The organism is Magnetospirillum sulfuroxidans, assembly GCF_018224925.1.
In the GTDB taxonomy this organism is placed as follows: domain Bacteria; phylum Pseudomonadota; class Alphaproteobacteria; order Rhodospirillales; family Magnetospirillaceae; genus Magnetospirillum; species Magnetospirillum sulfuroxidans.
The window spans coordinates 227,919-254,099 of sequence record NZ_JAGTUF010000002.1; the positions used below are offsets into that span (position 1 = coordinate 227,919).

At 61.0% G+C, this 26,181-nt stretch carries 23 protein-coding genes; 9 read left to right on the forward strand and 14 right to left on the reverse strand.

Going from position 1 to position 26,181, the window contains the following annotated elements; translation table 11 throughout:
- The first annotated feature begins 72 nt into the window (after nt 1-72).
- Nucleotides 73-3,987, forward strand: a complete 3,915-nt coding sequence (locus tag KEC16_RS04980) for a hybrid sensor histidine kinase/response regulator (RefSeq protein ID WP_211546567.1) — start codon at nt 73-75, stop codon at nt 3,985-3,987.
- A gap of 2 nt (nt 3,988-3,989) precedes the next feature.
- Here KEC16_RS04980 and KEC16_RS04985 read toward each other — a convergent pair whose 3' ends face one another.
- Nucleotides 3,990-4,742, reverse strand: coding sequence for a response regulator transcription factor (locus KEC16_RS04985; protein ID WP_211546568.1), 753 nt, complete (start codon nt 4,740-4,742; stop codon nt 3,990-3,992).
- 93 nt (nt 4,743-4,835) lie between these two features.
- Here KEC16_RS04985 and KEC16_RS04990 point away from each other — a divergent pair, with 93 nt between their 5' ends.
- On the forward strand, nt 4,836-5,285 hold the full coding sequence (locus KEC16_RS04990; protein WP_211546569.1) for a hypothetical protein: 450 nt from the start codon (nt 4,836-4,838) through the stop codon (nt 5,283-5,285).
- A 251-nt stretch (nt 5,286-5,536) separates the two neighbouring features.
- Here KEC16_RS04990 and KEC16_RS04995 read toward each other — a convergent pair whose 3' ends face one another.
- The 5 genes from KEC16_RS04995 to KEC16_RS05015 all read right to left on the reverse strand — a co-directional run bounded on the left by KEC16_RS04995 (nt 5,537) and on the right by KEC16_RS05015 (nt 11,250).
- On the reverse strand, nt 5,537-6,883 hold the full coding sequence (locus KEC16_RS04995; RefSeq protein WP_211546570.1) for an ArsB/NhaD family transporter: 1,347 nt from the start codon (nt 6,881-6,883) through the stop codon (nt 5,537-5,539).
- Nucleotides 6,883-7,332, reverse strand: coding sequence for a CBS domain-containing protein (locus tag KEC16_RS05000; RefSeq protein WP_211546571.1), 450 nt, complete (start codon nt 7,330-7,332; stop codon nt 6,883-6,885). The genes KEC16_RS04995 and KEC16_RS05000 overlap by 1 nt, the downstream gene beginning before the upstream one ends.
- Before the next feature lie 24 nt (nt 7,333-7,356).
- The gene (gene nhaA / locus KEC16_RS05005) at nt 7,357-8,568 is read right to left on the reverse strand and encodes a Na+/H+ antiporter NhaA (protein WP_211546572.1); all 1,212 of its coding nucleotides are present in this window, start codon (nt 8,566-8,568) and stop codon (nt 7,357-7,359) included.
- Nucleotides 8,569-8,680: 112 nt separating this feature from the next.
- Nucleotides 8,681-9,292 (reverse strand): response regulator transcription factor, encoded by a 612-nt coding sequence (locus KEC16_RS05010; protein WP_211546573.1) that lies wholly within the window; start codon nt 9,290-9,292, stop codon nt 8,681-8,683.
- Nucleotides 9,289-11,250 (reverse strand): PAS domain S-box protein, encoded by a 1,962-nt coding sequence (locus KEC16_RS05015; protein ID WP_346344029.1) that lies wholly within the window; start codon nt 11,248-11,250, stop codon nt 9,289-9,291. Before KEC16_RS05015 ends, KEC16_RS05010 begins: the two co-directional genes overlap by 4 nt.
- Before the next feature lie 157 nt (nt 11,251-11,407).
- Here KEC16_RS05015 and KEC16_RS05020 point away from each other — a divergent pair, with 157 nt between their 5' ends.
- From KEC16_RS05020 to KEC16_RS05050, 7 genes are all read left to right on the forward strand, one after another.
- Nucleotides 11,408-12,415, forward strand: a complete 1,008-nt coding sequence (locus KEC16_RS05020) for a TRAP transporter substrate-binding protein (RefSeq protein WP_211546574.1) — start codon at nt 11,408-11,410, stop codon at nt 12,413-12,415.
- A gap of 59 nt (nt 12,416-12,474) precedes the next feature.
- The gene (locus KEC16_RS05025) at nt 12,475-13,176 is read left to right on the forward strand and encodes a TRAP transporter small permease (protein WP_211546575.1); all 702 of its coding nucleotides are present in this window, start codon (nt 12,475-12,477) and stop codon (nt 13,174-13,176) included.
- Nucleotides 13,173-14,456, forward strand: a complete 1,284-nt coding sequence (locus KEC16_RS05030) for a TRAP transporter large permease (RefSeq protein ID WP_211546576.1) — start codon at nt 13,173-13,175, stop codon at nt 14,454-14,456. The genes KEC16_RS05025 and KEC16_RS05030 overlap by 4 nt, the downstream gene beginning before the upstream one ends.
- 156 nt (nt 14,457-14,612) lie before the next feature.
- A complete protein-coding gene (locus KEC16_RS05035; protein WP_211546577.1) occupies nt 14,613-15,557 on the forward strand; it encodes a TAXI family TRAP transporter solute-binding subunit in 945 nt (314 codons plus the stop codon).
- A gap of 104 nt (nt 15,558-15,661) precedes the next feature.
- Nucleotides 15,662-17,722 carry a TRAP transporter permease gene (locus KEC16_RS05040; protein ID WP_211546578.1) on the forward strand — a complete coding sequence of 687 codons (2,061 nt, stop codon included), beginning with the start codon at nt 15,662-15,664 and terminating at the stop codon, nt 17,720-17,722.
- Nucleotides 17,719-18,102: a DUF1850 domain-containing protein gene (locus tag KEC16_RS05045; RefSeq protein WP_211546579.1), complete on the forward strand. Its 384-nt coding sequence runs from the start codon at nt 17,719-17,721 to the stop codon at nt 18,100-18,102. The genes KEC16_RS05040 and KEC16_RS05045 overlap by 4 nt, the downstream gene beginning before the upstream one ends.
- Nucleotides 18,092-19,048, forward strand: a complete 957-nt coding sequence (locus tag KEC16_RS05050; protein WP_211546580.1) for a ChaN family lipoprotein — start codon at nt 18,092-18,094, stop codon at nt 19,046-19,048. The genes KEC16_RS05045 and KEC16_RS05050 overlap by 11 nt, the downstream gene beginning before the upstream one ends.
- On the opposite strand, the gene KEC16_RS05055 is transcribed toward KEC16_RS05050, so the two are convergent.
- From KEC16_RS05055 to KEC16_RS05090, 8 genes are all read right to left on the reverse strand, one after another.
- Nucleotides 19,049-20,215 carry a hypothetical protein gene (locus KEC16_RS05055; protein ID WP_211546581.1) on the reverse strand — a complete coding sequence of 389 codons (1,167 nt, stop codon included), beginning with the start codon at nt 20,213-20,215 and terminating at the stop codon, nt 19,049-19,051.
- A 37-nt stretch (nt 20,216-20,252) separates the two neighbouring features.
- Complete coding sequence (gene spbR / locus KEC16_RS05060; protein ID WP_211546582.1) at nt 20,253-21,368, reverse strand: SpbR family protein; 1,116 nt, start codon at nt 21,366-21,368, stop codon at nt 20,253-20,255.
- Between the two features lie 76 nt (nt 21,369-21,444).
- On the reverse strand, nt 21,445-22,149 hold the full coding sequence (locus KEC16_RS05065; RefSeq protein ID WP_211546583.1) for a glutamine amidotransferase: 705 nt from the start codon (nt 22,147-22,149) through the stop codon (nt 21,445-21,447).
- 125 nt (nt 22,150-22,274) lie between these two features.
- Complete coding sequence (locus KEC16_RS05070; protein WP_211546584.1) at nt 22,275-22,979, reverse strand: ABC transporter ATP-binding protein; 705 nt, start codon at nt 22,977-22,979, stop codon at nt 22,275-22,277.
- Entirely contained in the window at nt 22,979-23,740 is a 762-nt protein-coding gene (locus KEC16_RS05075; protein ID WP_211546585.1) for an ABC transporter ATP-binding protein, read from the reverse strand. Before KEC16_RS05075 ends, KEC16_RS05070 begins: the two co-directional genes overlap by 1 nt.
- Nucleotides 23,737-24,693 (reverse strand): branched-chain amino acid ABC transporter permease, encoded by a 957-nt coding sequence (locus KEC16_RS05080; RefSeq protein ID WP_211546586.1) that lies wholly within the window; start codon nt 24,691-24,693, stop codon nt 23,737-23,739. Before KEC16_RS05080 ends, KEC16_RS05075 begins: the two co-directional genes overlap by 4 nt.
- A gap of 2 nt (nt 24,694-24,695) precedes the next feature.
- Entirely contained in the window at nt 24,696-25,571 is an 876-nt protein-coding gene (locus KEC16_RS05085; protein ID WP_211546587.1) for a branched-chain amino acid ABC transporter permease, read from the reverse strand.
- A gap of 64 nt (nt 25,572-25,635) precedes the next feature.
- Nucleotides 25,636-26,181 (reverse strand): ABC transporter substrate-binding protein (locus KEC16_RS05090; RefSeq protein ID WP_211546588.1); only part of this gene is annotated, 546 nt, incomplete at its 5' end.

The window sequence follows — 26,181 nt, forward strand, 5'->3', positions numbered from 1 at the left end:
ATGCTGTGGAAACGGTGGGGATTTTATCTTTTTCTGCTGGTGGTGTGCGTCCGGCTCATCAGCGGAAGCGCTTTGGCGCGTCCGCCGGATACCGATCAAGGCCGTTGGGCCGATATCGCCACCCCGGTCTTCAACCACCTGACCACGGCGGATGGATTGCCTTATCCGGTCGCCTTGGGGGTGGTGCAAGATCGTCAGGGCTTTATTTGGGCGGCAACCCCTGGCGGCATCGCCCGTTGGGACGGCTATCACATGAAAGTGTTCCGTCACGACAACAATATTGCGAGTTCATTACCCGAAAACATCATTACCGCCGCCTTTTCCGCCCCCAACGGGCGGCTTTGGTTCAGTTCAGTCTCGGGCCTTGTCGCCAGCTTTGATCCGGTGCGCCAGGATTTCACCGCCTATCGCCACCCGGGCGGAAACTTCGGCCGCCCCTCTGGCCTGACCGGTGACGGCGCCGGGGGCATCTGGATCGCCGGACGGCAAGGGTTATTCCGCCTCGACAAGACAACCGGCGAGTGGACGCGTGAAAACGCCTTGCCGCAAGGCGATGTCAGCTGTGTTCTTGTCGATCGTAGCGGCCGCCTGTGGGTCGGCACCTCCGAGGGGCTGATGTGGCGAGCCCCCAATGAAACCGCCTTCACCTCGATCAAAATGCCCGCCTCGATGAAAGGCGACGCCACGTCGTTCATGTTCGAGGACAGTGGGGGAACCATCTGGTTCGGCAGCCGCCGGGGCCGTGTCGGTCATATCGACGCCGACCGCAGAAAAGTTAATCTGGAAACCGCCCTGCCGCCTTCCGGTTTTCGCGTCACCGCCTTTGTCGAACCGCGTCCGGGCCTGCTGTGGGTGGGGGAATATGGCGGCGGCATTCGCGAGCTGAACACGCAAAGCAAGACCGTCCGACTGTTTCGTCATGACCCGGCCAGCAGCACAAGCCTTGCCGATAATGCCGTCACCGGCCTGCTGGTGGACCGTTCCGGCTTGGTTTGGATCAGCAGCCTGCGCGGAATTGATCGTCACATCGCCGCCAATCAACGGGTGATGACCATGGTCCCGCACACCCAGAACGGCCTTCCCGGCGACGATGTCCGCAGCGTCACCACGACCAAGGATCGCCGTCTATGGTTGGGCTTTCGTTCGGCCGGCTTGGTCCTGCTGGATCCCGCAACCAATTCCATCAAGACCCGGCCGGATGGGCGTTGGCCCAAGGACTTGCCCGCCGGAACCGTCCAAGCCATCGCCGATACGGCTGATGGAACGTTGTGGGTGGGACAATCGACCGGCTTGCGTAAGATCGATCTGGGGAGCGGAACCATACAATCCTACCCACCGCTTGCCGACGCCAATGTCTGGGGGCTGTTGGTGGAAGGAGATGGCCTGTGGGCGGGCGGATACATGGGATTGGCCTATATCCCCCGCAATGGCGGTCCGCCCAGGCTGTATTCCTCGGTTCGCAAGGACCCAAAGACCCTCAGCGACAACAGTGTCGTGGTGATTTTCCGCGACCGCGCCCAGCGGCTGTGGCTGGGAACCCAGCGGGGATTGAACCTGTTGGAAAACCCCGAGACGGGAACGTTTCGCCGCATCTTCAGCGATCCAAACGACCCCGAAAGCCTGCCCGGCGACAGCATTACCAGCATTACCCAAGATCGCTTCGGCCGTCTGTGGCTGGCAACCGCCAACGGCATCTGCATCTTCGATCCCGAACAGGTGGGTAAGCCCCGCTTCACCCGCCTGGGGGCGGCCGATGGGCTGCCGAACGGTCCGGTTTTATCGATCATCGAAGATTCCGCCGGCATGATCTTCGCGGCGACCGGCGATGGCCTTGCGGTGATTAACCCCGACACCTTGAAGGTCCGCATCTTGGGGCCGGCGGAAGGCGTCGAGGTCAAGACGTTCTGGACCGGGGCCGCGGCCAAAGCCACCGATGGCGTTCTGGTTTTCGGCGGATTTGGCGGCATGGTCCAGGTCCATCCGACATCCTTGCCCAAATGGGATTTCTCACCTCCGGTCGTCGTCACCGATGTGCGCGCCGGACCGCGAAGCTTGAGCAGTTTGGGCGAGATTGTTGTTCTGCCCGAGGATTCCGGCTTTTCCGTCGAATTCGCCGCACTGGATTTCTCGGCCCCCGAGCGTAATCGTTATGCCTACCGGCTTGATGGCGGCGACTGGCTGTCGGTGGATTCCCAACACCGTATGGCCAGCTACACCAATCTGGCTCCCGGACGCCACCATCTCGAGATTTTGGGAAGCAACAGTATCGGCCTGTGGGCGCCGCCATTGGTGGTCAACATCCGGGTGTTGCCGGCCTGGTATCAGACGGTGTGGTTCCATTTGCTGGTCTTCGGCCTTTTCCTGGCCGCCATCGCCACGGCGCTCCAGGTCCGCAAGGCTTATTATCGACGACGGGAACAGGAACTGATCCTTCAGGTCGACGCCAAGACGGCCGAGGTCGAGGCGGCCATGCAACGGGCCGTGGCTGGCGAGGAAGAGGCGCGAAAAGCAAAAGTGGTGGCCGAAACGGCGGATCAAATGAAATCCCGCTTTCTCGCCATCATTGGTCACGAAATCCGAACGCCGCTGAATGGATTGCTGGGGATGTTGCAGGTTTTGGATCCACGGGCGCCAGACCAGGATTGTCTGAGCACAGCCAAGCAAGCCGGAGAGATGCTGCGCCATTTGGTCGAAAACGTTCTGGAATACGGCCGTGACGGCGCCGCCAATCAGGATGCGTTGCTTCATGAGGTGGACATCGCCGGCCTTGTGACTCAAATCGTCAATCTGGTCCGTAATCAGGCCGAGACCAAGGGATTGACGCTGATCACCACGACGCCCGCCGACCTGCCCCCCATAATCCGGGTCAATCGGGCCAAGCTGTCCCGGATCTTGCTGAATCTGCTTGGAAACGCCATTAAATTTACCGATAGCGGCACCGTCAGCCTTGTGGCCACTCTGACCGATGACGGCGAAGCATGGTTGTCGTTTCAGATCAGCGATACCGGCATCGGCATCCCCGCCCCCATGCGCCAGGCCATCTTCGGCGAATTTGTCCAAGCCGATGATTCCATCACGCGAAAATTTGGCGGCGTCGGCTTGGGGCTGGCCATCTCCCGGCGTATGGCCGAGCAGATGGGGGGGACACTGGTTTTGGTGGCGACGTCAGAGCAAGGGAGTTGTTTCCAGCTGGATGTTCCAATCAAAGCCGCCGCCATGGCCACAGCCATTCCCGCCGCCCCGAAGCGGATTGGAGACCAGGGGGCCAGCCGGCAGGTCCTGGTGGTCGATGACGACGAGATCAATTTGCGTGTTGCCCGGCGCCTACTCGAACATCTGGGCCATCACCCGCATTTGGCCAAGAATGGCATGGAAGCCGTCGCCGCCGCCGCAAGCACGGCGTTCGACGTCATCTTGATGGATTTGCACATGCCTGACATGGATGGGCTGGAAGCAAGCCGACAGATCCGACAGCAGGAACGCGGACGTGCCGACCGCCCCCGGATCATCGCCATGACCGCCGATCTGACCGATGAGACCTTAGCCCAATGCCTGGCGGCAGGCATGGATAGCGGTCTGGCCAAACCGGTTCAGCTTGAGATTCTGAGCGATCACATGATGGATGTTGTCGATACGGACTTCCTTGACCGACAAGTGGCGATTTTGGGCTTGGCCGAAATGATCCACCTGGCCCGCACCTACAACCGTGTCGCCCGCCAGATGATCGCGGAAATGGGCGTTGCCGCCGCTGCCGGGGATCTTGCCCGCATCGAGGCCCTGGCGCACCGATTGTGTAGCGCGTCGGGCCCCCTTGCTCTGGTGCAGATCAGGACAAAGGCGGCCCGCATCGAAAGCATGGCCAAAACCGGAACCGCATCATTCCTGCATCAGCAGATCGTACAATTGGACGCGGACCGCCGCGTCGGCCTAAGACTCTTGGCCCGTCAGGCACGGCTGTGTTCAAGCCAAACAGGAAAGGAGATCTGATCTTAACTGGTTCCGACCGTCAGGCCAAAACGATAGCCGATGCCGGTGACGGTCACGATCGCATCCCCCAGGTCACCGCCTTGCTTTAACTTGCGACGTAGACGGGCGATCAATGAATCCACGGTTCGCGCATCCCCCATTTCGGTGCGACTGCTGACCACTTCGGCAAGAAAATCCCGATACAAGGCCCGCCCCTTGGCATCGACCAAGGCCGCCAGCAAATCGAATTCCCCCCGGGTCAACTGAACTTGCGCCCCCGAGCGCAGCGCCAATTCCCGTCGGGTCATGTCCATGACGTAATCCCCGAACGTCACCACGCTGCAATGGCCTGCGGGGGCGCGATCCAACATCCGACGTCGCAACAGGGCGCGGGAGCGCGCCATCAATTCGCGCAGGTTGACGGGCTTGATCACGTAATCATCGCCAGCGGATTCCAAACCGACAACCCGATCGATTTCACAATCGCGCTGCGTCACGAAAATCAGTCCGACCGAACTCGACGCCCGAATCTCTTGAGCGAAGGCGATGCCGTTGGCGTCAGGAAGATGAATATCGACGAAAATCAGATCCGGTGTGCTCTGCCGAAGCAGGATGCGGCATTCCGACGCCGAGGCCGCTTCTTGAACCAAAAAGGATTCGGTGGCGAAATAGCGGGCAATCATCGAACGAGTTATCGGATCATCGTCCAAAACGATCAGCCGGGGCTGAGCTTCGCTCTGCGCAGCGGGCGATGCACGGCTTTCCGGATTGTTCATTTCCCCACCCTTAAGTTCTATTCCGGATTGGATCATAAAAGCTGATCCAACCTTCGACAAGGGATCATCGCGCCCCGACATTTCCAGGTATGGATGGCCATTCACAGCATGGCAACATCACATCCACACCAGCGCTTCACTATATTCGGCAACGGCCAGGGGCAAAGATCCTCTCCTGCAATATTAATGAATACCCCACAAGTATGGACAGAAAGGATTTATTTCATGAAGACTCTGATGGTTGCCGCTGTTTCCGCAATCGCCCTGCTGTCCGCGAACATGGCTTTCGCCGGAACCGAATACAACACGGTTCCCGCCGGCGATGCGCAGTACAAGTCTTGCGTATCCTATGCCTTGAAAAAGTATGAAGGCGGCGAAGAAGCCAGCCCGATCCGCGGGCAAACCAAGGCGCAGGCCTGGTGCACCTGCCTGTGGAACGAAACTCCCGACAATTTCACCGGTGGCTTGGCCAAGTTCTCTGAATCCGACAAGGGTCAGAAGGTCAACAAGGTCTGCGAAAAGTATTCTGACTGGGGTCAGTGAGAACGCGGACACGTCCGAACAGGTCGTGTCCCATCGCGTGATATAGCCGCGATCGCGTGGGAATGATGGCGTGAGGTGCAGAACGCCCCGAGCCATCATTCCTGCATCGCGATGACAAGACGGCATGGTTTGCGGGAAAAATTTGTTGTTCCCGATCTACTGCTGCAAGCTGATTGTTTTTTACCAGCCCTCCGCTATCTCCGCCAACATATGGACGACATACACACCATACGGTCAATTGGAACCAAGTGTCAGAGATAGCGTAAAAGCAGATAGACGTTGGCAATGCCGATGGACAGCAACATCAATCCGAACGCCACCTTCATGAAGGGAATGAAGCGAATCGGGTGACCGGCGCGCTCGGCCAGACCGGCCACGGTCAGATTGGCCGAAGCCCCGACCAAAGTGCCGTTGCCGCCCAGGCAAGCCCCCAGCGACAGCGCCCACCACAACGGTTCGATCGCCCGTTCGCCACCGAAAGTGGGGGCCATGCTCTTGATCAGCGGGATCATGGTGGCGACAAAGGGAATGTTGTCGACGACGGCGGAAATGATCGCCGAGGCCCACAAAATCGCCACCGCGGTCACCCGCATGTCGCCGCCGGTCATCGACACCAGCTTTTCCGCCAGCATGGCCAACACCCCGGCCTTTTCGACGCCGGTGACGACGATGAACAGACCGACGAAGAAGAAGATGGTCACCCATTCCACTTCCCCGAACAGATGATGGACTTCGTGCGATTGCTCTTCCGCGTCCTTGCCCAGGCAATACAGGAGCAACAGCAAGGCGGCGCCGAACATGGCGATCGTACCCGGCTCCAGCCCCAGCGAATGAGACCCGATAAAGCCGCCGATGATCAGCGTCAACACCGCCAGGGATTGCTTGAGCAAACGCGGATCGGTGATGGCGTCGGCTTCGGAAAAGCCCATGACGCGCGCCCGCGCCTCGGCGCTGGCCCGCAGCTTGCGGCCCCACATCAGATGGAACAGGGCCGAAGACAGCAATTGAATGACCACCACCACCGGCGCCAGATTAAAGGCGAACTGGTTGAAGGTCAGTCCGGTCGCCGAACCGATCAGGATGTTGGGCGGATCACCGATCAGGGTCGAGGTCCCCCCGATATTGGAGGAGAAGATCAGCGCCACCAGGAACGGCCACGGCTTGAGCTTAAGTTCCTCGGTGATCACCAAGGTAACCGGCACCACCAGCAACACGGTGGTGACGTTGTCGAGCAAGGCCGAAAACACCGCCGTGATGATTTGCAGCATGAACAAGATACCGGCCGGATTGGCCTGCACCTTCTTCGCCGACCAGATGGCCACATACTGAAAAACGCCCGAGCGCCGGGTAATGGCCACCACCATCATCATCCCGGTCAGCAAAGCGATGGTGTTGAAGTCAACGCCACGGATCGCCGCTTCCTGGTTCAAAACCCCCAGCAAAATCATCCCGCCGCCGCCCAGCAAGGCGGCGATGGCGCGATTGATCTTTTCGCTCATGATCACCGCATAGGTGGCGATCAGAACCAGGGTTGAAACCCATACGGCGTCCCAGCCAAACAGGACCTGGGGCACCCAGGCATGCGCTTCACCATGCATCAAACGTTCTCCACCACACGCGCCATGGCATCGGTGGCGGTGACGACGCCAATCAACTTGCCGGCGCCGTCAACCACCGGCAGATAAGAATCTCCGCGATACAACAGCATCAAGGCCTCAATCAGCGGCGTTTCCGCCCGCACCGCCCGGTGTGGCGCCATGTGCTTGCCGACACTTTCCTTGCCCAGCGCCCCCAGACGGGTGTGCAGGTCATCAATGGAATCGGAAACGAAGCCCAATTCCCCCATTTCGACGCCCAGCCGCACGGCGCGCGGCAGCAGCAGGGCAATCAGCTCGCGCAGGCCGAAAACACCGAGGAAATGCCCCTTGGCATCGGTGACCGGCAGGGCGCTGACCGCTTTTTCCCGCAAAACGACCACGGCCTCGGCCACCGTGTCCCCCTTCCCCAGCACCGCTGGCGGTGCCGAAATGATGGCTTGGCAACTCATGGCCATGCTTCCTTCCCGTTTATATTATGCCTGTCGGGTGGCGAGCTTTGGCGAAATCCTGGCCAAAAGCGCCCAGCCGACCATCGCCGAGGCGACGGACCCGATGATCACCCCAAGTTTGGTCTCCACCATGGCATTTCCATCGGGAAAGGCCAAGCCGCCGATAAACAGACTCATGGTGAAGCCGATGCCGGTCAAAACGCACACACCATAGAGCTGCGACCACGTCGCCCCCTCGGGGAGCGCCCCCAGGCGCAGCCGGATCGCCAGCCACGACAGACCGAAAACCCCCACCTGCTTGCCGATGAACAGCCCGGCGGCGATGCCGAGAAAGACCGGATCGGCCAGGCTGTCCAAACTCATTCCGGTGAACGACAGGCCGGAATTGGCAAAGGCGAAAATCGGCAGAATGGCATAAGCCACCCACGGGTGCAGACCGTGCTCCAGCCGTCGCAATGGCGTGTTTTTAACCCGCAACGGAATGCAAAGCCCCAACAGAACGCCGGCGATGGTGGCGTGAAGACCCGATTTCAGCAGGCATACCCACAAAACCAGACCGACCAGCATGTAAGGCGACAGCTTGACCACGCCAAAGCGGTTGAACAGCCACAGCACCACCAGCGCCGCGCCGCCACCGGCCAAGGCCAGCCATGAAATATCGTGCGAATAAAAAAAGGCGATGATCAGAATGGCGCCCAGATCGTCGATGATGGCCAAGGCTGTCAAAAAGATGCGCAAAGACAGCGGTACCCGGCGGCCCAACAGCGACAGCACGCCCAAGGAAAAAGCAATATCGGTGGCCGACGGAATGGCCCAGCCCCGCAAGGATTCGGCATTCCCCCACGTCAGGCTGGCGTAGATGACCGCCGGGACCAGCATGCCGCCCAAGGCGGCAAAGGCCGGCAACAGGATTTGCTGCCGCGACGACAATTCGCCTTCCAGCGCCTCGCGCTTGATTTCCAGCGCCACCAGCAAGAAGAACACCGCCATCAGACCATCGTTGATCCACAGCAACAATGGCTTGTCGATGCTGAGGGCGCCAATGCCGACAACCGCCTTGGTCGCCAAAAGGCCATCATACCAGCCGGCCAGCGGTGAATTCACCGCCACCAAGGCCAAGACCATGGTCACCACCAAGATGATGCCCGAAGCCGATTCAAGTCGAAGAAAGGAATGCAATGCCGCCAAAACCCCATTGGCCGCATGATGACCATTGCTGTGCTCGCCCCCGCTCATCGCTCCCCGCTAACCTGTGGTGAATGGCTCGAAAGCCAAAGGCCTGACATAGGTGCTGATCGTCCAGTTAGAAATGACGGAAAACCGAAAAAGCGCAAAAAAAACTTCAGTTTCATCGTTCAGCCCGATAGGACGATAGCAATTGCGCCAGCTCAACCGCGGTTTTCACCGCCATTTTCTCGAATACATGGGCCCGGTGAACCTCGACCGTCCGCATGGTGATACCCAGATCGTCGGCGATTACCTTGTTCAGCTTGCCGGCCAAGACCAGATCCATCACTTGGCGTTCCCGCGCGGTCAGATTGGCCAGCCGGTTGGCGATGCCGGCGGTATCGGCCTCGCGCTCGCGCCGCTGCGCCGACAAGGCCAGCGCCTCGATCACCCGGTCGACCAATTCGTTGTCGTTGAACGGCTTTTCAACGAAATCCAGCGCCCCCTTCTTCAGGGCCGACACCGCCATGGGCACGTCGCCGTGACCGGTCAGAAAGATCACCGGCAAGGACGCCGACACTTCGCGCAGGCGGTCGAACAGATCCAGTCCGCTCATCCCGCTCATGCGGATATCCAGCAGCAGACACCCCGACAGCCCCGGCCGCCATTCGGCGAGAAAATCCTCGGCCGAGGCAAAGGACCGCACCGACACGCCGCGCGACTGAAACAGCCACGACAAGGCGTCACGGATCGCTTCGTCATCATCGACGATGAAAACGCTGTCGGAGCTCATGCGGCATTCCTTAAGGGCAACGAGAACAAGAAAATGCTGCCGCCTTGAGGATGTGGTTCGAACCACAGGCGGCCGCGATGGAATTCGATGATCGACCGGCAGATATTCAAGCCCATGCCCATGCCTTCCTCCTTGGTGGTGAAGAACGGCTGGAACAGGTTCTCAAGCACATCCGGGGCAATGCCCGAACCGAAATCGCGGATGGAAACCAGGGCTTGCCCGTCATCCGCATGCAAGTTGACCTCCAGCCGGCGCTGACTGGCCGGGAGGTGGCTCATCGCCTCGATGCCGTTGCGGGCCAGATTCAAGATGACTTGTTCCAGCAGCACCTTGTCGCCATCGACAACGGCACTGTCGGATTCGCTCCGCAAGACGATGGCGACGCCGCGCTTTTTGGCGTCAAGTTCCATGAATGCCAAGGATTCGGCCAACAATCGGGGCACGGAACAGGCCCGCAATTGCGGTTCCGACTTGCGGACGAAATCGTGGACCCGACGAATGATCTGACCGGCACGCTGGGCTTGGGCCACCAATTTGGACAACGGCAGCCGCAATTCCTCGGGGGTGAAGCTCTCCGCCCCCAGGCGATTCAGGCAGCCGGTGGCGTAAGAGGCAATGGCCGATAGCGGTTGGTTCAGCTCATGCGCCAAGGTCGAGGCCATTTCCCCCATGGTGATCAGGCGTGATGTGCGTTGCAGCTTTTCCTGCTGCTGGTGGGCCATTTCCTCCGAGGCCTTGCGTTCGGTGATATCAACCACCGAGGCCATCCAGCCGGTATGGCGGCCATTGGCGTCGATCAACGGCGCTTCATAGATCAAGGCCCAGAAGGTTTCGCCCGAACGGCGGCGGAATTGGATCTCGAAACCGTCGCGCGGCGCCTTGCCGGCCAACACCTGACGGTGCATCAGCATGGTTTCATCCAGCAATTCCGGCACCCAATAGGGCATGGGCGGGATGATGCCGACCAGTTCGTCGGCATTCCAGCCGACCATGCGACAAAACGCCGGATTGACATAGGTGACGCGGCCATCCAGATCGCGGGCCCGCATGCCCACGGTCAATGAATCCTCCATCGCCTTGCGAAAGGCATGTTCTTCGCCCAGGGCCTGCTCGGCCGCCAGACGGCGGCGCACATGGCGGCGCACCAGCCCCAGGCTGGACAGCGCCAGCAAGGCCAAAATAAAGATCGACGCGGCCAGCACGTTGCGGGCCAGCTTGCCTTCCGGGTCATAGACGGTGGCCACCACCGCCAGCCCCTGCCCAGGCGGTTCCAACCGCACCTGGTGGCTGGCGCCCGGTTCGGCCAGTTCCACTCCGGTCTTGGCCCCCAGCACCACCCCGCTGGAATCGATGATTTCGATCTTGTATTTTTCCGCCACCCACCACGGCACATGATGGGTCAGCATGGCATCCACCGACACCACCGCCACCAGCATGGCGACGAAGGCATGGTCCTGGTAGACCGGCACGTGGGCTTCGAACACCGCGCCGCGCCCCGGAATGAAATAAGGAACGCTCCACGCCACCCGACCGGTGGAACGGGCCAGCAAAAAGGCCGGCCACCACGGCGCCGGCTCGCCGACGACGCTGCCCGACGGCTCGCCCTGGGATGGCGGCACCGAGACCGACAAGCGCCCGTCGCCCCCGCGCAGCAGAAAGCGATCAAATTCCTGATTATTGGCGATCAAGGTTCGCGCCGCGTTTTCCAAAAGATCCAAGGACAGGGAATGACGCCCCAGATCGGTGGCCAATTGCCCCAGCTTTTCTTCGTCGGTGCTCAGATGAAAATGGATGTTCTGTTCGACCCACAAGATGTCCTTGATCAGGGTCAGCCGCTCTTCTTCCTGATCATTGCGGTGCAACAACCACAGCAACACCCCCAGCAGCATGACGACCAAAACCATGGCGATGGCCGGCATCGCTTGGAAAGCAGGGCGGGAAGGCAGGCTGCGCGGCACGGAAAGTCCACAAATCCAGGGTTGAGGATGGCGGAACTCCGCCGTTTGCCCTCCCCATGATGACGATTTGACGGATATCCACAATAGCCCATTGCACGAAAGTTTCTGACAATCCGGCGGATAAAGCTTACCAAAACTTCCCGGGAGGAGAATCCCTATGAAATTCCGTACCCTGCTTGGCTGTCTGGTCGCCGGCGTTATGGCTTCGGGCAGCGCCCTGGCCGCCGACCCCATCGTCATCAAGTTCAGTCACGTGGTGGCGCCGGACACGCCTAAGGGCAAGGCCGCCGAAATGTTCAAGAAGCTGGCCGAAGAGCGCACCAAGGGCGCGGTCAAGGTCGAGGTGTACCCCAACAGCCAGCTTTACAAGGACAAGGAAGAGATGGAGGCCCTGCAATTGGGCGCCGTCCAGATGCTGGCCCCCTCGTTGGCCAAGTTCGGCCCGCTGGGCGTCAAGGAATTCGAAGTCTTCGATCTGCCCTATATCTTCCCGTCCAAGGAAGTGCTGCGCGCCGTCACCGATGGCCCGGTCGGCCAGGGCCTGTTGAAGAAGCTGGAAACCAAGGGTATCCGCGGTTTGGCCTATTGGGATAACGGCTTCAAGATCATGTCGGCCAACAAGCCGATCAAGCTGCCGACCGACCTGAAGGGCGTCAAGCTGCGCATTCAGTCGTCCAAGGTGCTGGACGCGCAGATGCGCGCCCTCGGCGCCCTGCCGCAATCCATGGCCTTCTCGGAAGTCTATCAGGCCTTGCAGACCGGCGTCGTCGATGGCACCGAAAACCCGCCCAGCAACATGTACACCCAGAAGATGCACGAAGTGCAAAAGTACGCCGCCCTGACCCGGCACGGCTATCTGGGCTATGCGGTGATCGTGAACAAGAAGTTCTGGGACGGCCTGCCGGCCGACACCCGCGCGATCCTGGAAGGCGCCATGAACGAAGCCTCGCGCTTCGCCAATGCCATCGCCCAGCAGGAAAACGACGATGCTCTGGCCGCCATGAAGGCCGCCGGCAAGACCGATTTCTACCAGCCGACCCCGGACGAGTTGACCATGTGGCGGAAGGCCTTGTTGCCGGTTCACGCCGAAATGGAAGGCCGCGTCGGCAAGGAAATTATCCAGGCCGTCTACGCCGAAGCCGCCAAGCTGGGCTTCAAGAACTGATCATAATGTGACCAGGGGGCGTCCGTCAGGACGCCCCCATCTTCGTGCGCGGAGCAAGCATGTTTACCAAGGCCCTTGATCATTTAGAGGAAGCTTTGATCGCCTTCCTCATGGCCACGGCGACGGTGATTATTTTCGTCGCGGTGATGCACCGATACGCCTCGGGCGTATCTTTTCTGTACGATTACGTCGGCCACATGAATTTCGCCTGGGCCCAGGAATTGTGCATCATCATGTTCGTGTGGATGGCCAAATTCGGCGCCGCCTATGGCGTGCGCACCGGCATCCATGTGGGCGTCGATGTGCTGATCAACCGCCTTGACGCGCGCATGCGTGGCAAGTTCATTGTTTTCGGCCTGCTGGCCGGCGCGTTGTTCACCGGCACCATCGCCACTCTGGGCGGCACCTTCGTCTGGGATAACGGCGCCCATTACAGCATTTTCCATCTGTTCGGCATCGCCCCCGAGGATCTGTACGAAGGCCCGACCACCCCGGATCTGGAATGGCCGACCTGGATGGTCTATTCCGCCATTCCGCTGGGATCGGCGCTGATGTGCTTCCGCTTCGTCCAGGTCTGCGTTTCCTTCCTCAAGACCGGCGAATTGCCGCACCATGACCACGGCCACGTGGAAGGGTTGGAAGAAGACAGCAGCGACGATCAGCGCGCCGCCCAGGACATCAACTGGTTCGAAATGGACGACGGCCTGCATCCCAAGGATATCGCCCACCACGAAGGCGAGAAGAAGGAGAAAGGCGAATGAGCGCCTTGGTGATTTTCGGGCTGCTGCTGGTGCTGATGCTGACCGGCATGCCCATCTCCATCTCGCTGGGTCTGACCGTTCTGACCTTCTTGTTCACCATGACCAACGTGCCGATCGAATCGGTGGCCTTGAAGCTGTTCACCGGTATCGAAAAGTTCGAGATCATGGCGATCCCGTTCTTCATCCTGGCCGGTAACTTCCTGACCCACGGGGGGGTGGCGCGACGAATGATCGCCTTTGCCACGGCCATGGTCGGGCACTGGCATGGCGGATTGGGGTTGGCCGGCGTCATCGCCTGCGCCTTGTTCGCCGCCGTCTCCGGCTCGTCGCCGGCCACCGTCGTCGCCATCGGCTCGGTCATCCTGCCGGCCATGATCAAGCAGGGCTTCCCCCGCTCGTTCGGCGCTGGCGTCATCACCACCTCGGGCGCGCTCGGCATCCTGATCCCGCCGTCCATCGTCATGGTCATGTATGCGGTCGCCACCAATTCCTCGGTCGGCGCCCTGTTCATGGCCGGCGTCATCCCCGGCCTGATGCTGGCAACCCTGCTGGGCGCCGTCACCTGGTACCGCGCCTGGAAGAACGGCTATCCCCGTCTGCCCAAGGCCAGTTGGGGGGAGCGTCTGCGCACCTTGAAAGACGCCTCGTGGGGGTTGTCGCTGATCATCATCGTCATCGGCGGCATCTATTCCGGCATCTTCACCCCGACCGAAGCCGCCGCCATGAGCGCGGTCTACGCCTTCTTCGTCGCCGTGTTCATCTATAAGGACATGCCGCTTCGCGGGGTGCCCAAGATCTTGCTGTCGTCGGCGTCGATGTCGGCCATGCTGCTGTACATCATCACCAACGCCGTGTTGTTCAGCTTCGTTCTCGCCAACGAAAACATCCCCCATCACATCGCCGACTGGATCGTCGGCAAGGAACTGGGCATTGTCGCCTTCCTGCTGGTGGTCAACGTCTTGCTGCTGGCCGCCGGCAATTTCATGGAACCGTCGTCCATCGTCTTGATCATGGCCCCCATCTTGTTCCCGGTGGCCATGAAGCTGGGCATCGACCCCATCCATTTCGGCATTCTGATCGTCGTCAACATGGAGGTCGGCATGTGCCATCCCCCGGTGGGCCTCAATCTTTATGTCGCCTCGGGGATCACCAAGATGGGTATTTCCGAACTGACCGTGGCGGTGATGCCGTGGCTGCTGGCCATGCTGGGCTTCTTGCTGCTGGTCACCTATGTTCCGGCGGTTTCCATCTGGCTGCCCAAGACCTTGGGCATGATGTAACCTAGTATCGCACTGCAATATCAAAGGGCCGGTCCAGCAGGATCGGCCCTTTTTCTTTGCCTTGCCGGCTCTGGTCAGACCAGCGCCTTGCCTGAGCCCGGCGCTCGGGTTACTCTATTCGAAAATAATTCTGAAAATACACACATGGAGGAATTTATGCGGAGAATGATCCCCGCCGCCCTGGTGGCGGTGTCGATGATGGCAGCCCTGCCGGCGCGCGCCGAGCAATTCGTCAACGTCCTGACCGGGGGCACCAGCGGGGTCTATTATCCCCTGGGCGTGGCCCTTTCCAACATCTACGGCAAGATCCCCGACGTGAAGGCCTCGGTACAGGCGACCAAGGCGTCGGTGGAAAATCTGAACCTGCTCAGCCAAGGCCGGGGTGAAATCGGCTTTTCCTTGGGCGATTCGCTGTCCCAAGCCTGGAACGGCAACGAAGAGGTTGGGTTCAAGGTCAAGCTCGACAAGCTGCGCACCATCGCCGGCATCTATCCCAATTACATCCAGATCGTCGCCTCGGCCGAATCGGGAATCAAGACCCTGGCCGATCTGAAGGGGAAGAAAATCTCGGTCGGCGCGCCGAAATCGGGCACCGAACTCAATGCCCGCACCATCTTCGCCGCCGCCGGCATGACCTATAAGGATTTCGACCGCGTCGAATACCTGCCCTTCGGCGAATCGGTTGATCTGATGAAGAACCGCCAGATCGACGCCACCTTGCAATCCGCCGGTTTGGGCGTCGCCTCGATCCGCGATCTGTCCAATTCGGTCGCCATTATCATCGTGCCGATTCCGGCCGATATCATCGCCAAGGTCGGCGACCCCGCTTATATCGGCGCCACCATTCCCGCCGGCACCTATGGCGGTCAAACCGCCGACGTGCCCACCGCCGCCGTGCAAAACTTCCTGGTCACCCATTCCGGCGTTTCCGACCAACTGGCCTATGACATGACCAAGGGTTTGTTCGAAAATCTCGACCAGCTCCAGGCCGCTCATGCTGCCGCCAAGGCGATTTCCCTGTCCGAATCGGCGGTGGAAAGCCCGGTGCCGCTGCATCCCGGCGCCGCCAAGTATTACCGCGAAAAAGGCTTGCTGAAATAATACCGGCACACACGCGAACAATCGTTCACCGGTATTAAGACCCGACGTGTGCCGGGCCATCGCGCCCGGCGCCGTTCCGGCCCTTTCCAATCGCGGGGATTTTCATGACCAGCACCGCTTCCGATGCCAATGACCACGGCGCGCATGGGTTTTTGCACGGCAACGCCGCCAAGGCCGTCTTCATCGTCGGCATCGCCTTTTCGTTATTTCAGGTGTGGACCGCCACCTTCACGCCGCTATCGACGCAAGTGGTGCGTTCGGTCCATGTGGGTTTCCTGCTGCTGACCAGCTTCTTGTTGTTCGGCCTGAACAAATCCCACGGCCGCAGCCAAATCCCCTGGTACGACTGGGTTTTAGGCCTGACCGGGTTCGCCTTGGGCTTTTATCACTGGGTGTTCGAAGCCGACCTGATCGTGCGCTCGGGCGATCCGACCATCACCGATCTGACCGTCGGCGTTATCGCCATCGCCCTGGTATTCGAAGCCGCCCGCCGGATCATGGGCTTGGCCCTGCCGCTGATCTGCGGCGTGTTCATTCCCTATGCGCTGCTGGGACCAGACCTTCCCGGCCCGCTGGCCCATCGCGGTTTTGGTTTCGACCAATTGATCGACCAATTATTCTTGGGCACCGAGGGTATTTACGGCACCCCCACCTTCGTTTCCGCCACCTACATCTTTCTGTTCATCTTGTTCGGCAGCTTTCTTGAACATGCCGGCATGATCCGCCTGTTCAACGACGTGTCGTTGGGATTGGTCGGCTGGGCCAAGGGGGGGCCGGCCAAGGTCAGCGTCATCTCATCGGGCTTCATGGGCACCATCAACGGTTCGGGCGTCGCCAACGTCCTGACCACCGGCCAGTTCACCATTCCGCTGATGATCAAATTCGGCTATCGCCCGGCCTTTGCCGGCGCGGTCGAAGCGACGTCGTCCATGGGCGGGCAGATCATGCCGCCGGTGATGGGCGCCGTCGCCTTCATCATGGCCGAAACCATCGGCGTGCCGTATTCCGAGATCGCCCTGGCCGCCATCATTCCGGCGGTGCTGTACTATGCCAGCGTTTTTTGGATGGTTCACCTTGAGGCCGGACGGCGCGGCCTGCTGGGCTTGCCCAAATCGGAATGCCCCAGTGCGCTCAAGGCGGTGCGCGAGGGGTGGTACCTGTTCCTGCCGCTGATCGCCCTGGTCACCTTGCTGTTTTCCGGCTACACGCCGCTGTTTGCCGGCGTCATCGGCTTGGGCTGCACCGCCATCTTGATCGTCGGCCACGCTTTGGCCGGTGCCATTCCGGCTCAATTACTGCGCTGGGTCTTTTGGGTTGGCCTGGGATTGTCGGCCGCCGCCCTCAATCGCGCCGGCTTCCGCGCCGAAATTCTGATCGCCACCCTGGTTCTGGGGCTGGCCCTGCCCTGCCTGTTCTTCGCCAAGGGCCGTGGCGTCCTCAACACCATTCTTAGCTCCATGGCCGATGGCGCCCGCAACGCCGTCGGCGTCGGCGTTGCCTGTGCCTTGGTCGGTGTGTTGATCGGCGTCACCACGCTGACCGGCATCGCCTCAAGCTTCGCCGGGGCGGTGGTGGCCCTGTCGGGCGGCAATCTGTTCCTGGCCCTGGTCTTGACCATGATTGCCTGTATCGTCTTGGGCACCGGGCTGCCGACCATTCCCAATTACATCATCACCGCGTCCATCGCCGCGCCGGCCCTGCTGCAAATGGGGGTGCCGCTGATCGTCTCGCACATGTTCGTGTTCTATTTCGGCATCATGGCCGATTTGACCCCGCCGGTGGCGCTGGCGGCGCTGGCGGCCAGTTCCATTGCCCGCGCCGGCCATATGCAAATCGGGCTTCTTGCCACCCGTATCGCCGCCGCCGGCTATGTGGTGCCGTTCATGGCGGTCTACGAACCGGCGTTGATGCTGCAAGGCGACCCATCGGTGCTGCTGGTTGCCTACATGGTGTTCAAGGCCTTGCTCGGCATCGCCTTGTGGGGCGGGGCCGCCATCGGCCATTTCTTCACTGATCTGACCTGGACGGAACGGGCCTGGGCCACCTTGGGGGCCGGCCTACTGGTCGCCGCCCTGCCGATCACCGACGAATTGGGCTTTGCCGCCGCCGCCACCTTCATGGCCTGGCAATGGCGCAAAAGCCGCAAGGCGGCATTGGCGGCATGATCGCTTTGTGTCTGGCGGCCCTGGTCGGGGCCGCCACCGGCCGCGTCGAGCTTGACGACGGCCGATTTTCCCTGCGCTGGCTCCATTCCATCGAAAAGATCGAGTGGAGAGAGGAATGGCGGCTGACCGAGGCGGGGCTGACCGCCACCGAGGCGCGGATCAAAGGCAGCGGCGCCGGCATGGAACCGGGGGAAAACGCCGTTCATCGTGATGGCTGGTACATCTGGACACCTTACGCGCAAACCCTGCCGCGGATTATTCTGGCCCGCTCGGACGCGGTGGCCGATCACCGCCTTTGCGTGAAAGAGGACTGCCGCCCCCTATCGGCGTATATTGGCGGCCGCGAAGCCGTCATTTTGGAACCGTGCCATGCGCCTTAGCGCCATCATCGCCGTTGCCGTCACCTTGCTTGCTCTTCCTGTCCGGGCCGAAACGCCCCCTGCTTTCACCTCGCCACAGGAACGCGACCACCCCTTGGTCGGTCACATCTGGCGCCCGGCGACGCAAAGCTTTCTCAGTCCCCAATCCCTGGCCGAACAGGCCGAAAAGGCGGATATCGTGCTGCTGGGGGAAACCCATGACAATGCCGATCATCACGCCTTACAGGCATGGATGGTCCGCCGGCTGATGGAAACTCCGATTAAGCCGTTGCTGGCCTTCGAAATGTTCGACGCCGCCCAAGCCCCAGCCTTGGAAACATATCTTTCCACTCATCCGCGCGATGCCGACGGCTTAGCGGCAGCAGTGGAATGGGAAAAATCGGGCTGGCCCGATTGGCGGATGTACCGCCCCATTGCCCAGGCCGCCCTGAACGGCGGCGCCGTGCTGGCCGCCGCCAATCTGTCACGGGACGACACGAAGATCATCGCCAAGGGCAACATTCCCCCCGCTTGGACCGGCAAACTTGGACTGGAAAAGCCGCAAGACCCGGCCGACCGCCAAGCCATGGAAGAAGACATCCAGGCCGGCCATTGCAACATGCTGCCGGCACGGGCCTTGCCCGCCATGGTGCGGGTTCAGCGTGGCCGCGACGCCGCCATGGCCTGGACGCTGAGCCAATCCCCGCGATCGGTGCTGATCGCCGGGGCCGGCCATGTGCGGGCCGACCGGGCCGTCCCGCGCCATCTGGCCGAGATGGCCCCCGGTCGCAATGTGCTGACCATCGCTTTTATCGAGGTTGTGGCCGACAAGACCGACCCGGCCGCTTATGCGGCGACCTATGAAACCGACCGCTTGCCCTTTGACGCGGTATGGTTCACCCCTCGGGCCGAGCGCGAGGACCAATGCGAGGCTTTCCGCCAGCACATGGACAAGAAAAAGGACTGATCACAGCCCTTTTTCGAAATCGGCCGGCGACCGCATATAGGCGTTGAAGACATCGGGCAGGCGGCGCTTGAGATCTTCCAGCGGATCTGCCGGATCCAGCGGCGTCCGCGCCACCTTTTCGCAAAACAGCTTGATCAGTTTCTTGTTGCCGGGCGGGCCGAAGATTTCACTAAAGACCTGATCCCCCAGTTTTTCCTGACCAACGCTCAGGAAAATGGGAATCTGGTGGAATTGCAGATAGGTCACGATCTGGGTGATGGTATCGCCGGAAATCAGATGCAGCCATTCGGCCATCTGTTCCAGATCCTTGGCGTTCTGAACTTCCATGGCTTCCAGACGATCGCAATCGACGCACATTTCCCAGAAATTCTCGCCCATCTTTTCATAGACGGCGCCGTGCAGGAACTCGTAGCGATCCTTACCAAGGAAAGCGACGCCCTTGGCCGCCAACGGCTGGGTATCCAACATCTCGCGCATCATCGCGTCCGACATGATCTTGCGCGCCTGATCCATGGAATGGCGGCCGATATCGGCCAGCGCGGCGATGCCTTCGGGGGTGCGCAAAGCGGTAACGCCACGCCCCAATTCGTTGATCAGCTTGACCGGCAATTCGGCGAAATAGGGGATCAGCGGCACTTGCCAGTCGAAATCCAGATGATCCTTGATGGCGACGTAGAATTTGTCGCCTTGGGTCGGGCTGGGCTTGGGCTGCTCCAGTTCGCCCCACTTGCCCCCCACCAATTCCTTCAACTTGTCGAGCAGGCCTTTTTGCGCCGGAGCGACCACCGGTTTGCCGACCGTGCCGGACGTCCCCCAGCGCTTATCGGCATAGGCCTTGGTGCCGGAACGCACCACCATGCCGACGATCAGATCGACCGACCGGCCGCAACGCAGCGGCACATCGTCGGTACCGACCGGATTGCCGCTGGCATCGGTCAGGAATTCCTGAAATTTATCGCGCCGAGTGCGCACCAATTGCAGACAGGCGCTCAACAAATCGGGCGTCGACATGATGGTGACATAAGGATCGTCATAGGCGCCGAAAGCCGGCACCAGTTCCAGCAAGCGGGCCATGACCGGCCCCTTGATGGTACGGATGATTTCTTTACGCAGTTCAGCGTCCTTATCCACCGGCTTACGCGCCGCCGGCTTATCCTTCTCCGCCATGCCCTACCCAGTTCCCTTTGCATCCCGCCGGGGATGGTTATTCGCTTAAATTGGTTGCCGGCAATTGATTCATCTTCGCCAGCAGATATTCCAGATCATCATTGGCGAAATCCACCCCCAAATCGCCGTACTGGGTGAGGATGCGCTCGATCATCCGACGCGAGAAACGTTCCCGATCATTGGGACCGCCGTCATACTCCATCTCATAGGAAACGTCGATGGCGGCCCGCATGGCGGCATAAAACGCCTTGGGCAAGCCGGCCTTGTCGAACAGCGCCTCGAAGCCGCGCTTGCCGGCGTCATGGGTCAAGGTGCGGGCGTTTTCCAACTTGATGCGCGCCAACTTGGCCATGGCCGCCTCGAAGAACGTCATGTCGCCCATGCACACGGCGCGCAGAATGATCGACGGCGTCAGGCGGGCGTTGCGATAAAGATGATCGACCAGTTTCAGCACATCGGTATCGGCGTCGGCCAACCCCAGCACCGCCAGTTCGCGCGCCTGCAACATCAGATTGGTGGCGGTTTCCGGCGACACGTCCGGGCGCGCCATCAACGCCTGGCGCAGATTTTCCGAGACCTTGGTCATCAGCCGTTCGGCCACCGTCACCGGCAAGGCGCGCCGGGCCACCAGCGGCGCCCCGACAGCATCGGACGCGCCGAATTCATCGACCACCCGCTGCAACGTGACCTCGGAAATCTCGGCTCCTTCGTTGCCGACCAAGGTGGCGACCACGGTTTCGTTATGGGTCTCGACCAAAGCATCGGCAAGCCCGGCCGAAACATGGGCGCGCTTGGCCACCGCCACCTGCTTTTCCGGGCTTTGGCTTTTGACGATCTCAACCAGATCCTCGTCGGTCAGCACCTCGGAAAACTGCAAGATGGGCAGCGACACCGAATCGACGTCACGGGCCAGACTGGCCGCCACATCATGGGGAACCGTCGGATTTTCCTTGAGCTGGCGGGCCAAGGCCTCACGCACACGAACTTCGGCGTCCTTGACCATTAAGCGAAAGATATCTTCCGCCAGTCTGCGCTGAGACTCGCTCAACCCCTGGTGCTGCCCGGCGATCTTGTCGGCGATCTCAGCGCGGACATCGGCCGAAGGATTGGCCAGCAACCGCGCGACGTCTTCCTCTCTTAGCGTATCATCCACTGCCGTTTTCTTCCGGTTGTTGGCGATCGCCAATGCGATCAGCCTTACTATACATTCGTTCCTGTCGCCTGAACAGCTATGCGCAGACCTGATCAAGCCAATCGGCGAACATGGCCGGCCCGACCCTTTGCATGGCCATTCCTTGGGTCAGGGCGGCGGCGCGCAATTGGCCGACCGACACCTCGGCCGTGGCGGCGATTTCGCCCACATGCCCGACATACCAGCGTTCCAGCCCGGCAACCGACGCCTCGACGTGGAATTGCAGCGCCAACCCGCACTGACCGATGGAAAAGGCCTGATTGGCGGTCACCGGCGTCGAGGCCAGACGAATGGCCCCGCGCGGCAGGTCAAAGGTGTCACCATGCCAATGCAGCACCGGATGGGTTCCCAGCCCGGCCAGCGGCGAGGCCGCCGCCTCGTCGGTCAAGGACAGGGACGACCAGCCGATTTCCTTGCCATTGGGATTGGGATAGACCTTGGCGCCCAGGGCGCGGGCCATGATCTGCGCCCCCAGGCACAACCCCAAAATCGGGCGATCCGCGTCAAGGCGGCGACGGACCAGCTCAATTTCCGGCACAAGAAAAGGGAAATCGGTCTCGTCATAAACACCGATCGGCCCGCCGAGGACCACCAACAGATCGTCGGCCAGCGGGTCCAGTTCCGCCACCCCCCCCAAGGGCGCGTCAAGGACACGGATATCAAAGCCACGATCACGCAGCACCGGCTCCAGCAGATCAAGATCCTCGAAGGCAACGTGACGGATAGCGGTACAGCGCTTCATGGCACCCCTCGGAAAAGCGAGGGATATTGAAGCATGATCACGCCCGCCCCGCCATGCGTTTTTACCGCCATCCGTCCCGCAAAGAGATTTCAGGACTTGGGGGTTATTGCCTTTTGGTTGTGGCGTCAAAGCCCCAGATAGGCCGCCTTAACCCGATCATCCGCCAGCAGGGCCGCCCCATGATCGCTCATGACCACCGAGCCGGTTTCCAACACATAGCCGCGATCGGCCAATGCAAGGGCGGCATGGGCGTTTTGCTCGACCAGGAACAAGGTCACCCCGTTGCCGCGCAAGCCGGCGATCACCTCGAAGATTTCGGCCACCAGCAACGGCGCCAGTCCCATGCTCGGCTCGTCCAGCAACAACAGGCGCGGCCGGCTCATCAGCGCTCGGGCGATGGCCAGCATCTGTTGTTGGCCGCCCGACAAGGTGCCGGCCGGCAATTCCCGTTTCTTGAACAACACCGGGAACAGCGCGTACATGCGGTCGAGATCGTCGCCGATCTGCCGATCCCGCCGCAGATAAGCCCCCAAGCGCAAATTATCTTCGACGCTGAGCGGGCCGAACACCTGACGTCCCTCGGGGACTTGGGCGATGCCCAGGGCCACCCGCTTTTCCGGGGCCATGCGGGTGATATCGACACCGTCGAAAAAGAGACGTCCGCCGCTGAGCGGCTGCACCCCGGACAGGCATCGCAGCAAAGTGGTCTTGCCGGCGCCATTGGCGCCAACCAGGGCGACCAATTCGCCTTCGTCCACGCGCAGCGAAATATCATCCAGGGCCTGGATGCGGCCGTAATGGCTGGCCAGATGGGTGACCTCCAACAGCATCAGACATGGGCTCCCAGATAAGCGGCGATGACGTCGGGGTTGGCGCGCACTTGGGCCGGGCTGCCCTCGGCCAGTTTTCGGCCGTAATCCAGCGCCAGGATATGATCGGAAATGCCCATGACCATCTTCATGTCATGCTCCACCAGCACCACGGTGACGCCTTGGGCCGCCACCTTCTTGATGACGGCGTCGATCTCGCGGCTTTCGGTGGCGTTCAACCCCGCCGCCGGCTCGTCCAGCAGCAGCAGGCGGGGGCGGGCGGCCAGGGCGCGGGCAATTTCCAGCCGCTTCAAGGCGCCATAGGACATGGCGGCGGCTTCAGCCTCGGCATAGGCGGACAAGCCGACGAAATCCAGCAATTGGGCACAAGAATCGCGGCAAGCCCGATCCCGTCGCACCATGCCGGGCAGACGCAGCAATGACGGCCAAAAGCGGCGGTCCAGCTGCAAATGCGCCCCGACCATGACGTTTTCCATGGCTGTCATGTTGAAGAAGATTTGCAGGTTCTGGAAGGTGCGGCTCATGCCCAGCGCGGCCAAATGATCGGGCCGCAGGCCGGTGATATCGCGACCGTCCAGTCGCACCCGGCCGGAACTGGGCGCATAAAGGCCGGTGATCAGATTGAACAGCGTCGTCTTGCCGGCGCCGTTGGGGCCGATGATGGAATGGATGGCGCCGGCTTCGACCGCGAACGACAAATCCTGCACCGCGTGGACGCCGCCGAATTCCTTGGAAAGCGCCTCGACCGTCAACAAGCTCATGAGCGTTGCCCCAGCTTCTTTTTCACCGCCACTCTCAGGCTGGGCAGCAAGCCCTTGGGCATGAAGATCATGGTTCCCATCATGATGGCGCCGAAGACCATGGCTTCGTAATCGTCGAACGCGGTCAGCATCTGCGGCAACAAGGTCAGGATCAGGGCGCCGATGACCGAACCGAAGATCGAGGCCATCCCCCCCAGCACCACCATGGTCACCAATTCGATCGACCGATGAAAACTGGCAATATCGGGGGTGATAAAGCCGTTCTTATGGGCGAACAACGAGCCGACGACGCTGGCGAACACCGCCGAAACCACGAACATCAGAACCTTGTAATGGGTGGTGTCGATGCCGACCACCCGCGCCCCGATTTCCGCTCCGTGGCCGGCGCGCAGTGCCCGCCCCACCGGCGATTGCACGATATTGAGCGCCAACCACACCGCCAACATCAACACGGCGGCGGACAGCCAGTACCACTGCCTGTCGGTGGCCACGGTTATTCCGGCCACCACCAAGGGATCAACGCTCAAGCCATCGGGACCGCCGGTCCAGTGCGCCTCGGTCTTCAACACGATATGGACGATCATGCCGATGCCCAGCGTCGCCATGGCCAGATAATGCCCCTTCAGCCGCAAAATCGGACGGGCGACGACAAAGGCGGCCAAGCCGACAATGACCGCACTGGCCGCCATGGCCGTCAGCGGGGCAAATCCCCAGCGGCTGGTGGCGATGGCGCTGCCATAAGCGCCAAGGGCGAAAAACGCCCCGTGGCCTAAACTGATCTGACCGCCATAACCGATCAGCAGGTTCAGCCCGACACAGATGACGGCATTGAACAAGACGGTCACCGCCACATCGTAATAATAGGCGTTGGCGAAGCCCAAGGGAGCCAGCGCCAGCACCAAAGACAGCACCGCCATGCCGCCGAAGCGGGCGTTCATCAGCTTGGTCGTCATGATCACACCCGATCCACGCCCTTTTTGCCGAACAGACCGTTGGGCATGAAGAACAGCACGAACAAGATGATGATGAAGGCGATGGCATCCTTATAGGCCGATGACAGATAGCCCGAGGCCAGGGCTTCGGCGATGCCGACGATCAAACCGCCGACCACCGCGCCCATGCCGTTGCCCAAGCCGCCCAGGACGGCGGCGGAAAAGCCTTTCAGCCCCAGCATGATGCCGGCCTCGTAATTGGTGAAGGTGATCGGGGTGACCACGATGCCGCCGACCGCGCCCAACAGCGCCGACAAGGCAAAACTGACCAACAGCACTTTCTTGACGCCGATGCCCATCAATTGCGCCGCCAACCGGTTGAACGAGGTGGCCAGCATGGCCTTGCCGAAGAGGGTGCGGTTGAAAAACCACCACAGCGCGGCGATCACCACCACCGACACCCCGAACACCCACAGGCTTTGCGGCATCAAGGTCGCGCCGCCAAGCTTGATCGGAACCTCGCCGGAAAACGCGGCCAGGGCATGAAATTCCTTGTCCCAAACCACTTGCGCGGCCCCGCGCAGGAAGATGGAGGCGCCGATGGTGATGATGATGATGGTGACGACGTCGGCGTCGCGCGCCGGCTCGATGGCGAATTTCGCCAACATCACCCCGACCAGCATGGTCACCGCCATGGCCGCCATGATCGCCAAGGGCAACGGCATGCCGGCCGCATTCAAGGTCGCGGTGGCCATGCCGCCAATCATGATGAATTCACCTTGGGCGAAATTAATCACATGACTGGAATTGTAGATGATGGCGAAGCCCAAACCGGCCAGGGCGTAAATCGCCCCCGAGGTCAGTCCGGAAAACAGATATTGCAACAGCTCCGCCATCATCTGGTCCTTCGATTTTCGCTAAAACCTGAACGTTCCCGCCCGGTGGCGGAGAATGCGACCAGCCTCAGTCGAGCATCTTCCAGTCGCCCTTGACGATTTCCACCATGTGGAACGCCGACAGATTCAGTCCCATGTGATCGGTCGGCGACATGGAGACGATGCCGCCGGTGCCGACATAGCCCGAGGTCTTTTCGATCTCGTCGCGGATCTTGGCCTTGTCCGACGATCCGGCCCGCTGAATAGCCGACAACGCCAGTTGCAGACCATCATAGGCATGGCCGGCAAAGGTCGAGACTTCGGCCTTGAACGCCGTCTCGTAATCCTTCTTAAAGGCGCTGACCACCGGCTTTTGCGGGTCGGCGGCGGCCAGTTGATCGGCGATCACCAGACCGGCGGCGGGCAGACGCACGCCGTCGGCGGCGTCACCGGCCAGACGGATGTAATCCTTCGACGCCACGCCATGGGATTGGTACAGCGGCTGGGTGATGCCCAATTGCTTGTAGTTCTTGGTGACGATGGCCGGGCCTTGGCCAAAGCCGAAATTAAAGATGGCTTGAACGCCGGGGGCGTTCTTGATCTTGGTCAGCTGCGCGGTGACGTCGGGATCTTT

Coding starts and splice junctions, on each gene's coding strand:
- nhaA (WP_211546572.1), bottom strand. CDS start 8,568: ATGAGCGGGGGCGAGCACAGCAATGGTCATCATGCGGCCAATGGGGTT.
- KEC16_RS05070 (WP_211546584.1), bottom strand. CDS start 22,979: ATGCTGTTGGAGGTCACCCATCTGGCCAGCCATTACGGCCGCATCCAG.
- KEC16_RS05010 (WP_211546573.1), bottom strand. CDS start 9,292: ATGAGCTCCGACAGCGTTTTCATCGTCGATGATGACGAAGCGATCCGT.
- KEC16_RS05050 (WP_211546580.1), top strand. CDS start 18,092: ATGCGCCTTAGCGCCATCATCGCCGTTGCCGTCACCTTGCTTGCTCTT.
- KEC16_RS05020 (WP_211546574.1), top strand. CDS start 11,408: ATGAAATTCCGTACCCTGCTTGGCTGTCTGGTCGCCGGCGTTATGGCT.
- KEC16_RS04990 (WP_211546569.1), top strand. CDS start 4,836: ATGGCCATTCACAGCATGGCAACATCACATCCACACCAGCGCTTCACT.
- KEC16_RS05075 (WP_211546585.1), bottom strand. CDS start 23,740: ATGAGCTTGTTGACGGTCGAGGCGCTTTCCAAGGAATTCGGCGGCGTC.
- KEC16_RS05065 (WP_211546583.1), bottom strand. CDS start 22,149: ATGAAGCGCTGTACCGCTATCCGTCACGTTGCCTTCGAGGATCTTGAT.
- KEC16_RS05035 (WP_211546577.1), top strand. CDS start 14,613: ATGCGGAGAATGATCCCCGCCGCCCTGGTGGCGGTGTCGATGATGGCA.
- KEC16_RS04985 (WP_211546568.1), bottom strand. CDS start 4,742: ATGAACAATCCGGAAAGCCGTGCATCGCCCGCTGCGCAGAGCGAAGCT.
- KEC16_RS05000 (WP_211546571.1), bottom strand. CDS start 7,332: ATGAGTTGCCAAGCCATCATTTCGGCACCGCCAGCGGTGCTGGGGAAG.
- KEC16_RS05045 (WP_211546579.1), top strand. CDS start 17,719: ATGATCGCTTTGTGTCTGGCGGCCCTGGTCGGGGCCGCCACCGGCCGC.
- KEC16_RS05030 (WP_211546576.1), top strand. CDS start 13,173: ATGAGCGCCTTGGTGATTTTCGGGCTGCTGCTGGTGCTGATGCTGACC.
- KEC16_RS05085 (WP_211546587.1), bottom strand. CDS start 25,571: ATGATGGCGGAGCTGTTGCAATATCTGTTTTCCGGACTGACCTCGGGG.
- KEC16_RS05080 (WP_211546586.1), bottom strand. CDS start 24,693: ATGACGACCAAGCTGATGAACGCCCGCTTCGGCGGCATGGCGGTGCTG.
- KEC16_RS05025 (WP_211546575.1), top strand. CDS start 12,475: ATGTTTACCAAGGCCCTTGATCATTTAGAGGAAGCTTTGATCGCCTTC.
- KEC16_RS05040 (WP_211546578.1), top strand. CDS start 15,662: ATGACCAGCACCGCTTCCGATGCCAATGACCACGGCGCGCATGGGTTT.
- KEC16_RS05055 (WP_211546581.1), bottom strand. CDS start 20,215: ATGGCGGAGAAGGATAAGCCGGCGGCGCGTAAGCCGGTGGATAAGGAC.
- KEC16_RS04995 (WP_211546570.1), bottom strand. CDS start 6,883: ATGCATGGTGAAGCGCATGCCTGGGTGCCCCAGGTCCTGTTTGGCTGG.